Genomic DNA, 13,012 nt, shown 5'->3' on the forward strand with positions numbered 1-13,012 from the left:
GGGACGAAAGCTCAGAACGGTTTCCCGACCACGAGGTAGACGATGCCGAGCAGGACGAGCACAGGCAGTTCGTTGAAGATGCGCAGCGTTCTGGACGGCGGCAACGCCCCGCCCGCCATGCTCCGCTTCAGGAGACGCCCCGACCAGATGTAATACGCCAGCATGACGGCGACCAGCGCGAGCTTGGCGTGCAGCCAGGCGCCGTAGATATGAAAATAGAACCACAGCACGAGCCCGAAGAGAACGGCCATGCCAAACATGCCGTGGCCGAACTTATAGAGCCGCCGGCCCATCAGTTCGAGCCGCGCTTTTACGGCCGGCTCGTTGCCCGCCTCGACGATGTTGATCAGGATTCGGGGCAGGTAGAACACCGTCGCCATCCAGGCGATGACGAAGACGATGTGCAGGGATTTGATCAGCAGGTAGCCCACGGATGCCGCTCCACTGGAAATAGCGTGAGTGTAGCGACTCTCCGTCGCGCCGACCGGCGGCGTGAGGACGCATCGATGCCACGACACTTACGCCCATAAGCCCGGGAACCGACGGGCCGCGCCGGGAAGTGCCGCAGGCGTCGCACGCGATAGCGAGGATCCGGAAAACAGGCACAAAAAAAGGAGCCTCAGGCTCCTTTTTTCAGCTTCTTCGTGCCACTTCCACAAAAGAAAGTGGTGGGCGGTACAAGGATCGAACTTGTGACCCCTACCATGTCAAGGTAGTGCTCTACCGCTGAGCTAACCGCCCGAAGAGCTGCGCAGTTTACCGACGCCCGCACGCGTCCGCAAGAGGTTCGGGTGAAATATTTCACCCGAAGCTTTCCGGCGGCTCAGCGCAGGGCGCGCTCACGCAGCTTGTGGATCTCATCGCGGAGCTTACCCGCCTCCTCGAACTCGAGGTTCTGAGCGTGCTTGTACATGCGGGTCTCCAGCTTCTTGATCGTGGAGCCCACCTGCTCCGGCGTCAGCGAGCTGTAGTCGGCCTGTTCCTCGGCGACCTTCTTCGCTTCCTTGCCCTTGCGCCCCTTACCGCCTCGCGAACCCAGATCCGAGCGAGCCCCCTCCATGATGTCCGCGATGCGGCGGACGACGGTCGTCGGGGTGATGCCGTTGGCCGTGTTGTACTCGATCTGCTTTTCCCGGCGGCGGGCCGTTTCTTCCATCGCCTCCTTCATCGACCCCGTGATGGTGTCGCCATAAAGGATGGCCTTGCCACGCACGTTACGGGCTGCCCGGCCGATGGTCTGAATCAGCGAACGGTTCGAGCGCAGAAAACCCTCCTTGTCCGCATCCAGAATCGCCACCAGCGAGACCTCGGGCATGTCGAGGCCCTCACGAAGCAGGTTGATGCCTACCAGCACATCGAACTCACCCAGACGCAGGTCACGGATGATCTCCGTGCGCTCGACCGTATCGATATCGGCATGCAGATAGCGCACGCGCACGTCGTGCTCGGACAGGTAGTCGGTCAGGTTTTCCGCCATGCGCTTGGTCAGGGTGGTCACCAGCACCCGGTCGCCCATCGCCACGCGCTTGTGAATCTCACCAAGCAGATCGTCGACCTGGGTGCGAACCGGACGCACCTCGACCTCGGGATCGATCAGGCCCGTCGGACGGACGACCAGCTCGACGATGTTGTCGTCGGAGCGATCAAGCTCGTACTTCGCGGGTGTCGCCGATACGTAGATCGCACGCGGCGCCCTGCGCTCCCACTCCTCGAAACGCAGCGGACGGTTATCCATCGCCGACGGCAGACGGAAGCCGAATTCCACAAGGGTTTCCTTCCGCGAGCGGTCGCCCTTGTACATGGCGCCCAGCTGCGGCACGGTGACGTGCGACTCGTCCACGACCATCAGCGCGTCCGGCGGCAGGTAGTCGAACAGGGTCGGCGGCGGCTCGCCGGCACCCCGACGCGTCATATGCCTGGAATAGTTCTCGATGCCCTGACAGAACCCGACCTCCGCCATCATTTCGAGGTCGAATCGCGTGCGCTGCTCCAGCCGCTGCGCCTCGACGAGCTTGTTGTCCCGATACAACTGCTCCAGACGTTCCGACAGCTCGATCTTGATCGTCTCCATCGCGTTGAGCACGCTCTGGCGGGTGCTGGCGTAATGCGTCTTCGGATAGACGGTGTAGCGAGGCACCTTGCGCAGCACTTCACCCGTCAGCGGGTCGAAAAGCGAGAGGTTCTCCACGTCGCCATCGAACAGCTCGATGCGCAGTGCCTCCGCTTCCGATTCCGCCGGAAACACATCGATCACCTCGCCACGCACGCGATACGTACCGCGCCGCAACTCCATTTCATTGCGCACGTACTGCAGCTCGGTCAGCTGCTTGATGAGCGCACGCTGGGCGATATGCTCACCACGCGACAGGATCAACCGGAGGCTCATGTAGTCCTCGGGGTCACCCAGACCGTAAATCGCCGACACCGTCGCCACGATCAGTGAATCGCGGCGTGAAAGCAGCGCCTTCGTGGCGGCCAGCCGCATCTGCTCGATGTGGTCATTGATGCTCGAATCCTTCTCGATGAAGGTGTCCGAGGCAACCACGTAGGCTTCCGGCTGATAGTAGTCGTAGTAGCTGACGAAATACTCCACGGCGTTGTGCGGGAAGAACTCCTTGAACTCACCGTACAGCTGCGCCGCCAGCGTCTTGTTCGGCGCCAGCACGATGGTCGGCTTCTGAATCTGCTCGACCACGTTGGCGATCGTGTAGGTCTTGCCTGAGCCCGTCACGCCGAGCAGGGTCTGCGCGGCCAGGCCGGACTCGAAACCCTCGGTCAGGCGACGAATGGCCTCGGGCTGGTCGCCAGAGGGCTTGTACGGGGAAACGAGCTGAAAGCGATCGGTCATGGCTGACGATATGCTGGTTCGGAGGTCGAGTTTAAAGCTCCAGCGCCTACACGACGTGACGTCTTCCCCCTACAGCTGACAGCAGGTGTCAGCAGTCACGATCAGGCGCCCTCCCCTCCCGGACGCGAGCCGCCATGCCTCCCTGGCCCCCTAAGGGTTTCACCCTGCCGGAACTGATGACCGTCCTGGCCGTGACGGCCGTGCTTGCCGTGGCCGCGGTATGCGGTGCCGGGGAGGCCATCGGGCGATATCAGCTCAGGGCGACCGGGGATGCCCTTTTCGGCTCCCTGGAACGGGCCAGGGCCACCGCCATCCGCCGCGGGCATTCCACCCGTGTGTGCGCCAGTGCGGATGGGCGGACCTGTTCGTCCGCTTCGGGCTGGAATCATGGCTGGATTTCACGCGACCGGGACGTCCTCGCCCTTTTCGACGCGTCCGACATTGTCCCAGCGCGCATCGCATCCGCACGACACGGCAAGCCGCCCGTGATCGACTTTCAGCCGGATGGAAGCGCCGGCGGCGGCAACCAGCGGATCACCCTCTGCCTGCGCGGCAAGCCGCAGACAGCGCTCAGCATCGTCATATCCAACGCGGGTCGCGTCCGGCGCGACACCGCTCCGTCGGACGATGCCACCGCCTGCTCCCGCCGTCCTTCACGAAATGCTTAGAGACGCTTGACAGCCCCCACCGTTATCAACAAAATACGTGGCTCCCCGCCCGAATAGCTCAGCCGGTTAGAGCACTTGACTGTTAATCAGGGGGTCGTTGGTTCGAGTCCAACTTCGGGCGCCAGGTTTTGAAAGGGTCTGCAGCGATGCAGGCCCTTTTCTTTTGTCGGCACGATGTTCGCCTACGGACAAGCGAAAGCTGCGCACCTATAGTCGGGTCTCGCACACACAAGGAGAGCGCGCGGACATGGACACCTTTGCCAACGACCGGAATGCAGCCGCGAATGGCGAGTCGACCACCTCCCGAGGTCCATTCCTGACCGACAACACCGCAACGTCCATCCTGCTCCAGATCAAGGATGCGATTCCGCGCATCGAGACCGAGCTCAGATACCTGACAGACCTGGCAGCGGCGACGAAAAAAGACGTTGACGATCTGAAAACGTGGAAATCGCTGATTTTGGGTGGCGCCGGACTTCTGGCCATGCTGTTCGGGCTCTACAAAGCAGCATCCGGCTCCATCCACGTCACATTCGGAGATACGCCACCGGTCGCCGCGATGGTTCGGAACGTCTCTTAAGCGTCGGCGCGCCCGACGCCGACTTCGATAAGGCGATTGCACAGGGCGCTTCGGCCATTCGTCCCATGGAGGAAAAGCCCTGGGGTCAGCGCGTCGGCCATCTGCGTGACCTCAACGGCGTGATCGTCGAGATCTGCTCGCCCATGGGCGCCTGACCGGGCACGACGCGTTTAAAGCGCCATCCCGCCAGCTACCTCGATGCGCTGCCCGTTGACCCAGCGATTCTCGTCACCGAGCAGCGCGGCGATCATCTCGCCGATATCATCCGGCTGCCCGACCCGCGCAAGCGCCGTGTTCGCGATCACCATCTTCTGCACCTCGGGGTTGTCGCGAACCACGCCGCCGCTGAAGTCCGTCGCGATGGCGCCGGGAGCCACCGCGTTCACGGTGATACCGCGCGGACCCAGCTCCTTCGCCATGTACCGTGTCAGTGACTCGACAGCGGCTTTCATTGCGCCGTAGGCGGCCGTCGGTGCCGCCGAGACACGTGCCAGACCGGACGACAGGTTGACGATGCGTCCACCGTCGCGAATCAGCGGCAGCAAGGTCTGCGAGAGCAGGAACGTGCCTTTGAAATGGACGTTGAACACCGCATCCAGTTCGGCCTCCGTGGTCTCGGCAAACGCCTTGTGCAACGAGATGCCCGCGTTGTTGACGAGGTAATCGAAGCGATCGGCGCCCAGGGACGACAGCGTCGAAGCCAGCTCGGTTGCGAAGGCGCCGAAGGACGACGCCACTCCCACGTCGAGCGGGAGCGCCATGGCCCGCGAACCGAGGTCGGCGACAGCGGCGGCCACGGCCTCGGCATCCGCCCGACGGCTCTGGTAGGTGAACACGCTGTCGACGCCGCGCCTGGCAAGGGCGAGCACGGTCGCACGACCCAGGCCACGGCTGCCGCCGGTCACCACCGCGATACGGCGGGCACTGTTATTGTCTTTTGAAGTCATGACGCCATGTCCATCAGGGAAAGAGTCATCACAGCTTAGGCAGACGGGGCGTTGCCCTGAATGCCGGAACCCACCCGCTTCCTGCCCGATCCTGCACGACGATTCCGGAGCCCCCATGCTTGCAGCCCTGCGCGACGCGATTCTTCACCAGACCGATCGCGCCATCGGGCAAAGCCCTCTGTCGACGGGCGTACCGGGCCTTACGTTGCTACGCTCGCCTCACGAGAAGATGCCCGCCCTGCTGATCTACAAGCCCGCGCTCTGCATCGTCGCCCAGGGGTCCAAATGGGCGCTGTTCGGCGACCGCCACATCGAGTACGGCGCGGGACAGGCGCTGGTGGTCAGTGTGGAAACACCCGCTCTCGGGCGCGTGACCGCCGCCAGTCCGGACGAGCCGTATCTGGGCGCCATCGTGGAATTCGATCTGGGGATCCTGCGCGACGTCCTCGTGGCCATCCAGCCGCCGGATGACGGCGACGAGGAAGCAGGCGTATTCGTTGCCGACCTGGACCGCGGAATCGGCGACTGCGTCAACCGGCTCATCCGCCTCATGGACACCCCCGCAGCCATCCCCGTGCTCTATCCGGCCATCATGCGCGAGCTCAGTTACTGGCTGCTCGCAGGGCCACAGGGTGGTGCCATCGCACGACTCGCATTGGCCAACGAGCATCAGGCCTCGATCATCGGCGCGATCCACGCACTGCGCGACCGCTACGCGGAAACGGTAAGTGTCGACGACCTCGCCGATATCGCGCGAATGAGCGCGTCCGCGTTCCATCGGCAGTTCAAGCGCATGACCTCGATGACACCGTTGCAGTACCAGAAGCAGCTGCGGTTGTTCGAGGCGCGACGGCTGATGCTCGCCGAAAACAGCAATGTGGAAACCACCGCGTACCGCGTCGGCTACGAAAGCGCTTCGCAGTTCAGCCGCGAGTACGCGCGCATGTTTGGGGCGCCGCCACGGCGCGACGTCGAGCAGCTTCGTAGCAGCGCCGCCTGACCGGCGCGACGATCAGCTGTCGATCTGCGTGATCGAGCGAACACGGCCGTTGACGATCTCGATCTGCACCGACTTACGGCCTTTAAAATACTCGAGACGATAGCCTTCGAGCCCGCCGGAAGACGATTCGATCGGCGTTTCGCGATCTGGCTTACCCGCGACACTGCGGAGACGACCTTCGCTGTCACCGGTGGTCACCACCTGCGAACCGAAGCGATAGGTATCCGCCGCGGCGGCACTAATGGACAGGGCAGTGAGAACGAATGTGGTGACGATGCGCTTCATGCGAGCCTCCTTGTCATGAGTACCGGGAGCTTATACCGACGCGCCACCCGGGCCAACCGAATACCACGCCGCCCTTCGCTGCGCTCAGGCACGCGAGACGTTGACATTCCCCGCGACGAACCAGCGCCATAACAGATCCGTACCCTCACGGATGCCGATGCGCGCGGAGCCGGGCACCTCATCGGGAGGCGGCGTGCCATCGTCCAGGATGGTGTAACCGTCTCGCGCCGCGACAAGGTCGATACCGTTCTGCTCGCCGGTAATGCCCATCGCCTGGGTCAGTCGTGCGGGGCCGCTGCACAGTTCGCGATCCTTGCATATGCGCGGGCGCGCGGCACGCATGCGTTCGATGCCGTCGATGGGTTCCAGCGCGCGAATCAGCACGCCCGAGCCCTCGCCTTCGTCGCCACACACCGTGTTGCAGCACCAGTGCATGCCATAGGTGAAGTACACATACATGTGGCCCGGGGGGCCGAACATCACCGCATTGCGTCGGGTCTTGCCACGAAAGGTATGCGCGGCGGGATCGATCGCTCCGACATAAGCCTCGACCTCGACGATGCGCCCTGCGCGCCCGTCTTCGCTGGCGAGAAGTTTGTTCAGAAGTTGGGGCCCTACCTCGCGTGCATCGCGATGGAAGAAGGATCGCGGAACGATGTCCCCAGGCCAACGACGGCGACGAGCCAACGTTAAGGCTCCACCGGCGCGCCGTCGGTATCCGGATCGGGACCCGGGCGCTTCACGGGCTCAGGGTCGTAGGGAGGCGGCGCGGTTCCCGGTGGCACGCTGTCGGTGTCGGGAACGGGTCGATGAGTTCGATGCATGACATTCTCCGGTGATCGGTGCCCGCGTCTGGCGGGCACCGACGACGCGAAGCCCGATCAGAATACGCCGAGCAACCAGCAAATGAGGACGATGGCGAGAATGACGCCGATACCGCCGCTGGGACCGTAGCCCCACGAGCTCGAATAACCCCAAGTCGGAAGACCACCGATGAGGGCGAGAACCAGAACGATGAGCAGGATGGTGACAAGCATGGTGACTCTCCGGGCAGTGGTGCGTGGGAGCCATCGTCGCTTGTGGAACCGTCTAGAGCATGTGACGCGGAAGCCCCGTTTCCACGTCACGTTCAGCTAATGGCAGGCCGGATCGCCGCGGGCAAATCCGGCCTGAAAGTACTTAAGTAGCGACTTCAGGTACGCACTACATAGCACGGCTCGTACGCCGTACCGCCTGGCAGCTTCATACGGTGCTGCTCGACGAACGCCTTCAGCATCTCGTCCAGTGCGCGCATGATTTCCGGCTCGCCGTCGATCACGAACGGACCGAACTGTTCGATCGCACGCACGCCCTCTTCCTTGACGTTGCCGGCGACGATGCCCGAGAACGCGCGACGCAGATCCGCCGCGAGTTCATGCTTCGGCCGGTCGCGATGCAGGGCCAGACCGGCCATCGCCTCATGCGTCGGACGGAACGGCTGCTGGAACGGCAGCGGGATGTCGAGCGCCCAGTTGAAGAAGAACGCGTCCTTGTTGTCGAGACGATGGTTACGCACCTTCTCGATACCCGACACCATGGCATGCGCGACCGCCGCCGGATCGTCGACGATGATCTTGTACAACCGGGACACTTCGTCGCCGAGCGTCAGACGAAGGAAGCGATCGATCTGCTCGAAGTACGCGGCGGAATTCTTCGGGCCGGTGAAGATCAGCGGGAACGGAATGCCCTTGTTCTTCGGCAGCAACAGAATGCCGAGCATGTAGAGGATCTCTTCCGCCGTACCCACGCCACCCGGGAACACGATGATGCCGTGACCCAGACGCACGAACGCTTCGAGACGCTTCTCGATGTCCGGCATGATCACCAGGTTGTTGACGATCGGGTTGGGCGACTCGGCCGCGATGATGCCCGGCTCGGTCACACCGATGTAGCGGTTACCCTTGCGACGCTGCTTGGCATGCGCGATGGTCGCGCCCTTCATCGGGCCCTTCATCGCGCCCGGGCCGCAACCCGTGCAGATGTCCATGCCACGCAGGCCGAGCTGGTAGCCAACGCGCTTGGTGTACTCGTACTCATCGCGCGAGATCGAGTGGCCGCCCCAGCAGACGACGAGATTGGGGTCGACCTGCGGACGCAGGATGCGCGAGTTACGCAGGATCTCGAACACGGCATGGGTGATGCCCACGGTGTCGTCGAGATCGAACGCGCCCGTTTCGAGCTGGGTCGACACGTAGACGATGTCACGCACGACGGCGACCAGCAGCTCGTTGATGCCGCGGATGATGCGGCCGTCGACAAACGCCTGTTCCGGTGCGTTCTTCAGTTCGATCTTGATGCCGCGGTCTTCCTGCAGCACCTGGATGTCGAAATCGGGGTACTGCTCGAACAGCGTGCCGGGATCGTCCGACAGGTTGCCCGAGGTCAGCACGGCCAGTGCGCAACGGCGCAGCAGCTGGTGCAGGCCGGAGCCGCTGGCGTCGCGCAGGCGCGCGACCTCATTACGGGACAGGATATCGAGGCCGCCGGCCGGGGACACCCGCGCGCTGACTGTCCTGCCGTTGACCGGATCCCCGAAATGGATGGCATTCATGGAGTTACTCGTCCTTCTGACCGCGAATTAGCGGCGAACCCCGCTCCGGATCGGGAGCGGACCGCCTAGGATCACCGTCCGGCGGCGGAGGGTCAAGACCGGGCCCGGGCGGCGCAAAAAAAGGCCGGCACCCTCACGGGTACCGGCCTCGGGATCGAGCAGCGAATCCTTCGCTTAGAACGTGTACCTGACGGTCAGCATGGCGGACCAACGCGAGACCGGGTTGACCTTGGTCGCGCTGTTGTCGGTCGGGGCGTCATACACCGCCTTCGTGCCCGGCTGGTAGTTGCCGTTGGCGTCGGTCGGCAGGTTGTAGATGTACTTGCCCGTGGCCGGATCCACGCCGCCGAAGGCCGCGAAGTTACGGGTGTACGGGAAGCCGACGTACGACTGCTGGCCCCAGTCCTTGTTAACCAGGTTCAGGAAGTTGTAGACGTCGAGACGGATCTCGCCCTTGTTGCCCTTGAAGATGCCCGGGATTTCCTGGCTGATGCCGAGGTCGATCTGGTTGACCCAGGCGGCCTTGGTGGCATTACGGCCGGCGATCTTGCCCTGACGCTTACGCAGGTAGTTGTCGTCCTGGATGTACTGGTAGAACTGGTCCTGCAGCTGCTGCGAGGCGCCCGCCGTGCCGGCCGCGTTACGCAGAATCACGTCGCCACGGTTCGGGATGTAGGCCAGGTCACGCGAGTAGCTGTCGCCGTTGGCATCGTTCGAGAACACCCAGCTGTACGGCACGCCGTCATGACCGTCGTAGAACGCGCTGATGGTCGTGGCGTAGTCGCCGAAGAACTTGTGCTGCCACGTCAGCGACGCGTTGAGGCGCTTGCCGATGTTGGTGTTCGACGTCGACGCGATGTCTTCGTTCGGGTTGGTCCACGCGTTGTTCGAGTAGTTCGAGCTGGCCTGGCTGGAGGTGCCAGGATTGACTTCCGTGGCGTGGCCGCCGGTGGCCGACACGCTCCACGCCCAGCCGTTCTCCATCGCCTTGCTGAACGACAGGGTGACCGAGTCCGCCTTGCCCTTCGAGGTGTTGGTCAGGTAGGTAACGGCCTGGGCGAAGCGGTTGTCCGAACGCGAGCGAGCCGTGTTGGTCGTGCTCCCCGCGGAAGGCGCGCCCGCCGGGAACGCCGCACAGTTACGGCCGGTGGCGCCGCCGACGGCCTGCGCACCGCCGATGCAACCGAAGTACGTGTTGCGACCGTCCGGCAGGATACCCGTCGGATTACCGATGTTGAGGTTCTGATAGAAGATGCCGTCGCGCGTATCGAGATGCTGCCATTCGATGCTCGCGATGATGCCATCCCACGGCAGTTCACGATCGAACGCCAGCGACGACTTCCACACGCTCGGAAGCTGGAAGTCCTTGTCGACGGTATCGACCGCCATCTGCGGAACCGTGCCTGCGCCGCTCGTGTTCTGAGCGAGCGGATTCGCGCTGAACGCCGGGCAGGGAATGGCCGGGCCATTGCCGAGCGTGCAGTTGTTACCCTGACGGTTGTACGAGTAGGTAACGATGTTGATACCGTTGTTCTGGTACGGGTTGGTCATCCACACGGTCGGCGGATCGGACTGGAACAGGCCGACGCCACCGCGCAGCTGAGTCTTGTATTCGCTGTCGAAGGTGTAGTTGAACGACAGACGCGGCTCGACGAGCTGGCTGCCATTGATGGTGCTGGCATTGCTGAAGCCGTACTTCGACGCGAACGTCGCGTTGTAGAGCGGCTTGTCGTCGGTCAGGTACTTGTTGACGCGCACACCGAACTGCACCGAGAGGTTGTCGCTCGCCTGCCAGGTATCCTGCAGGAAGAACGTGTTGCGACGCAGTTCCCACTGAGCGGCGATGTCGTTGAGCGAATAGCCCGGCGCCGGCTGGTACAGCGAATAGTTGGTGTAGCGACCGGCAGCGAGGTTGGCGTAACCGTCGTAGAGGTACGAACCGAACTCGGTACGACCGAACAGGTTGTAGATACGGTTACGTTCCCACTCGAAACCACCCTTGATCGTGTGGTCGCCGAGGTACAGGGTGCCCGCCCACATGGCGTTCAGCGTCTTCACCGACGCCGAGTTGTAGTGGCTGAACTGGTCTTCGCCGAGGTAGACCGACGGACCCGACGTGCCGACGCCCTGGTTCAGGCGAACCTGGACCATCGGCTGCTGCTGATCGACCGAACGGTTCAGCGAGTAATCGCTGTAGCCGACCTTGGCCTCCGACGAGAACACGTCGTTCCAGTCGTCGAACGACTGCAGCGTGTAATTCTTGATGTCGGTGTTGACGGTGTACCAGTAGCTCGAGAGACCGACGCTGTTGGTCGAGTTGCCCTGCGGATTGGGCTTCACTTCCTTGGTACGCGAGTACGCAAGGTTCATGCGGTGGCCGTCGGTGATGTTCCAGTCGATCTTGGCGATGTAACGCTTGTCGGTCAGCGTACCGGCGTTCGCGCCGGTCGTGCCGGGCGAAAGACCGCGACCGGTGGCGGCGGCGATGGTGCGATCGAGATCCGTCTGCGAGATCTTGTTGGCCGTGGAAAAGCCGGTCAGCGTCGGGTCGAGGCCGGTGACGGCGCCCGAGCTGAGGCCCGTGACTTCTTCCTTCTCATAACCGGCGAAGAAGAAGAGCTTGTCCTTGATGATCGGACCGCCGACGGTGGCACCCGCCGTCCAGTTGCGGTCGAACTCGGTGTAGTCCTTGCCGCGGTCGAGCCAGCCGGCTTCGCCGACCATGCTGCTCGCGTTCTTGAAGCCGTAGTACGCCGAACCGTGGAAGTCGTTCGTACCCGACTTGGTGACGGCGTTGATTTCCGCACCGATGGTGTCGGAGCCGACGTCATAGTTGGCTGTGGAGATGTTGAACGAGTCGATGGTGTCCATCGACACCGGCGAGCCGACGGTCGGCATGCCGGTGGAGTTCAGACCGAACGGGTCGCCGACGCCCAGACCGTCGACCTTGATCGAGTTCAGGCGGGTGTTCTGGCCGTTGGCCGAGATCGCGCCGGTGCCGTGGTCGACATTGACGCGCGGATCGAGACGCGCGATGTCCGCGATGTTGCGGCTCGGCGACGGGGTGTTCTTCAGCTGCTGCTGGGAGATGTTCGTGCCCAGACCCTTGTTCTCCGAAGAGAACTGGCCCGACACGGCCGACACGGTGACCGCATCCAGCGCGGTCGCGTCAGCTGCGCTGGCGGCGGTGCCGGCGCTCAGGTTGACCGAGGTGTCCGAACCCAGCTGCAGGTAGACGTTGTCCTGGCGGGCCGACGGCGTGCCGTCCTTGATGGCGGTGACGTCGAACGGGCCGCCGACGCGCAGACCCTGGGCCGAATAACGGCCGCTGGCGTCCGTGGTGGTCGTCTTCGTGGTGCCCGACGGCTCGTGGACGATGACGACGGTAGCGTTGGCCACCGGCTGACCGGCGGCGTCGAGCACGCGACCGCTGATCGTGGAGGACGTTTCCTGCGCAAATGCAGGTGCCGCGAAGAGCGAGGCGATCGCCAGCGGCAGGAGTTTGGCGCGGATTCGGCTATTCATCTAATGGTCGACCCTGTGGCTTGCAACGAAAAAAGTTTTTGCCAAACGAAGGGCGGCTCGGCCGGAGCCGGGCGGTGCGATTCGCTTGAGCTTTCCCCAATCTGTGGCTGTGTCGTCTCGTGTGACCCGGTTCACATCCTTGCGACCGGTGGCGACAGTTGTTAAGCCAACTTTAACGGCATTGTATGACAGATTTGTAACGTTTTCACGCCAGTTTGATAAATACCACTTTTTCTTAGTCAGGCCGTTTTGTTGTCTAACTTGCCGTTTTTGGTAGATATTTATTTTTCAAAGGCAGGTTACGCGAGCTTCGTGTAAGAACCACTACAGCCGGTCGCAACGAATCGCGGTCATGTGAGTCGCAACAACACATGGGCGCGTCGTGGATTGTCACGATCCAAATCGCGAAACGCTGCGGTATTCGGCCCAACACGAATCCAACCGGACCATGTAGGAGCGCGCCCTGCGCGCGACCGAGGTTTTGTTTGCGGCGGTCGGGCGGCCGGCGGGCGGCGGCCAAAACTCCAAAACCGCGCGCCGGGTAAAGCCCCCTAGGGCGTAGGGGGGTA

General features: G+C 63.1%; 11 protein-coding genes and 2 tRNA genes. 4 read left to right on the plus strand and 9 right to left on the minus strand.

The features are described from left to right. Positions 1 to 11: 11 nt before the first annotated feature. The 3 genes from J2X57_RS17150 to uvrB form a co-directional block, all read right to left on the minus strand. Complete coding sequence (locus J2X57_RS17150; RefSeq protein WP_036114943.1) at positions 12 to 431, minus strand: CopD family protein; 420 nt, start codon at positions 429 to 431, stop codon at positions 12 to 14. A gap of 235 nt (positions 432 to 666) precedes the next feature. Next, positions 667 to 741, minus strand: a tRNA-Val gene (locus J2X57_RS17155). Between the two features lie 82 nt (positions 742 to 823). Beyond that, entirely contained in the window at positions 824 to 2,848 is a 2,025-nt protein-coding gene (gene uvrB / locus J2X57_RS17160) for an excinuclease ABC subunit UvrB (RefSeq protein ID WP_036114946.1), read from the minus strand. Positions 2,849 to 2,982: 134 nt separating this feature from the next. Here uvrB and J2X57_RS17165 point away from each other — a divergent pair, with 134 nt between their 5' ends. The 3 genes from J2X57_RS17165 (at position 2,983) to J2X57_RS17175 (ending at position 4,096) form a co-directional block, all read left to right on the plus strand. Further along, positions 2,983 to 3,516: a GspH/FimT family pseudopilin gene (locus tag J2X57_RS17165; RefSeq protein ID WP_079520853.1), complete on the plus strand. Its 534-nt coding sequence runs from the start codon at positions 2,983 to 2,985 to the stop codon at positions 3,514 to 3,516. A gap of 47 nt (positions 3,517 to 3,563) precedes the next feature. Beyond that, a tRNA-Asn gene (locus J2X57_RS17170) sits at positions 3,564 to 3,640 on the plus strand. Positions 3,641 to 3,763: 123 nt separating this feature from the next. Then, a complete protein-coding gene (locus J2X57_RS17175; RefSeq protein ID WP_309868953.1) occupies positions 3,764 to 4,096 on the plus strand; it encodes a hypothetical protein in 333 nt (110 codons plus the stop codon). 170 nt (positions 4,097 to 4,266) lie between these two features. On the opposite strand, the gene J2X57_RS17180 is transcribed toward J2X57_RS17175, so the two are convergent. Then, positions 4,267 to 5,043: an SDR family oxidoreductase gene (locus J2X57_RS17180; protein ID WP_309868954.1), complete on the minus strand. Its 777-nt coding sequence runs from the start codon at positions 5,041 to 5,043 to the stop codon at positions 4,267 to 4,269. Positions 5,044 to 5,158: 115 nt separating this feature from the next. Here J2X57_RS17180 and J2X57_RS17185 point away from each other — a divergent pair, with 115 nt between their 5' ends. Further along, positions 5,159 to 6,043, plus strand: a complete 885-nt coding sequence (locus J2X57_RS17185) for an AraC family transcriptional regulator (RefSeq protein WP_309868955.1) — start codon at positions 5,159 to 5,161, stop codon at positions 6,041 to 6,043. Positions 6,044 to 6,055: 12 nt separating this feature from the next. Here J2X57_RS17185 and J2X57_RS17190 read toward each other — a convergent pair whose 3' ends face one another. From J2X57_RS17190 to J2X57_RS17210, 5 genes are all read right to left on the minus strand, one after another. Beyond that, on the minus strand, positions 6,056 to 6,328 hold the full coding sequence (locus J2X57_RS17190; protein WP_036114960.1) for a hypothetical protein: 273 nt from the start codon (positions 6,326 to 6,328) through the stop codon (positions 6,056 to 6,058). An 84-nt stretch (positions 6,329 to 6,412) separates the two neighbouring features. Then, positions 6,413 to 7,015 carry a DNA-3-methyladenine glycosylase gene (locus J2X57_RS17195; RefSeq protein ID WP_309868956.1) on the minus strand — a complete coding sequence of 201 codons (603 nt, stop codon included), beginning with the start codon at positions 7,013 to 7,015 and terminating at the stop codon, positions 6,413 to 6,415. 194 nt (positions 7,016 to 7,209) lie between these two features. Beyond that, complete coding sequence (locus J2X57_RS17200; protein ID WP_079520847.1) at positions 7,210 to 7,365, minus strand: DUF3309 family protein; 156 nt, start codon at positions 7,363 to 7,365, stop codon at positions 7,210 to 7,212. A 155-nt stretch (positions 7,366 to 7,520) separates the two neighbouring features. Further along, positions 7,521 to 8,918 (minus strand): nucleotide 5'-monophosphate nucleosidase PpnN, encoded by a 1,398-nt coding sequence (ppnN, locus tag J2X57_RS17205; protein ID WP_309868958.1) that lies wholly within the window; start codon positions 8,916 to 8,918, stop codon positions 7,521 to 7,523. Between the two features lie 174 nt (positions 8,919 to 9,092). Continuing rightward, positions 9,093 to 12,443: a carboxypeptidase regulatory-like domain-containing protein gene (locus tag J2X57_RS17210; RefSeq protein ID WP_309868960.1), complete on the minus strand. Its 3,351-nt coding sequence runs from the start codon at positions 12,441 to 12,443 to the stop codon at positions 9,093 to 9,095. Between the last annotated feature and the right edge of the window lie 569 nt (positions 12,444 to 13,012).

The organism is Luteibacter sp. 1214, assembly GCF_031455395.1.
Taxonomy (GTDB): Bacteria; Pseudomonadota; Gammaproteobacteria; order Xanthomonadales; family Rhodanobacteraceae; genus Luteibacter; species Luteibacter mycovicinus.

What these genes read in the sequence shown, in the direction of transcription:
- uvrB (WP_036114946.1), bottom strand. Translation starts at nt 2,848, where the DNA reads ATGACCGATCGCTTTCAGCTCGTTTCCCCGTACAAGCCCTCTGGCGAC.
- J2X57_RS17165 (WP_079520853.1), top strand. Translation starts at nt 2,983, where the DNA reads ATGCCTCCCTGGCCCCCTAAGGGTTTCACCCTGCCGGAACTGATGACC.
- J2X57_RS17175 (WP_309868953.1), top strand. Translation starts at nt 3,764, where the DNA reads ATGGACACCTTTGCCAACGACCGGAATGCAGCCGCGAATGGCGAGTCG.
- J2X57_RS17180 (WP_309868954.1), bottom strand. Translation starts at nt 5,043, where the DNA reads ATGACTTCAAAAGACAATAACAGTGCCCGCCGTATCGCGGTGGTGACC.
- J2X57_RS17185 (WP_309868955.1), top strand. Translation starts at nt 5,159, where the DNA reads ATGCTTGCAGCCCTGCGCGACGCGATTCTTCACCAGACCGATCGCGCC.
- J2X57_RS17190 (WP_036114960.1), bottom strand. Translation starts at nt 6,328, where the DNA reads ATGAAGCGCATCGTCACCACATTCGTTCTCACTGCCCTGTCCATTAGT.
- J2X57_RS17200 (WP_079520847.1), bottom strand. Translation starts at nt 7,365, where the DNA reads ATGCTTGTCACCATCCTGCTCATCGTTCTGGTTCTCGCCCTCATCGGT.
- ppnN (WP_309868958.1), bottom strand. Translation starts at nt 8,918, where the DNA reads ATGAATGCCATCCATTTCGGGGATCCGGTCAACGGCAGGACAGTCAGC.
- J2X57_RS17210 (WP_309868960.1), bottom strand. Translation starts at nt 12,443, where the DNA reads ATGAATAGCCGAATCCGCGCCAAACTCCTGCCGCTGGCGATCGCCTCG.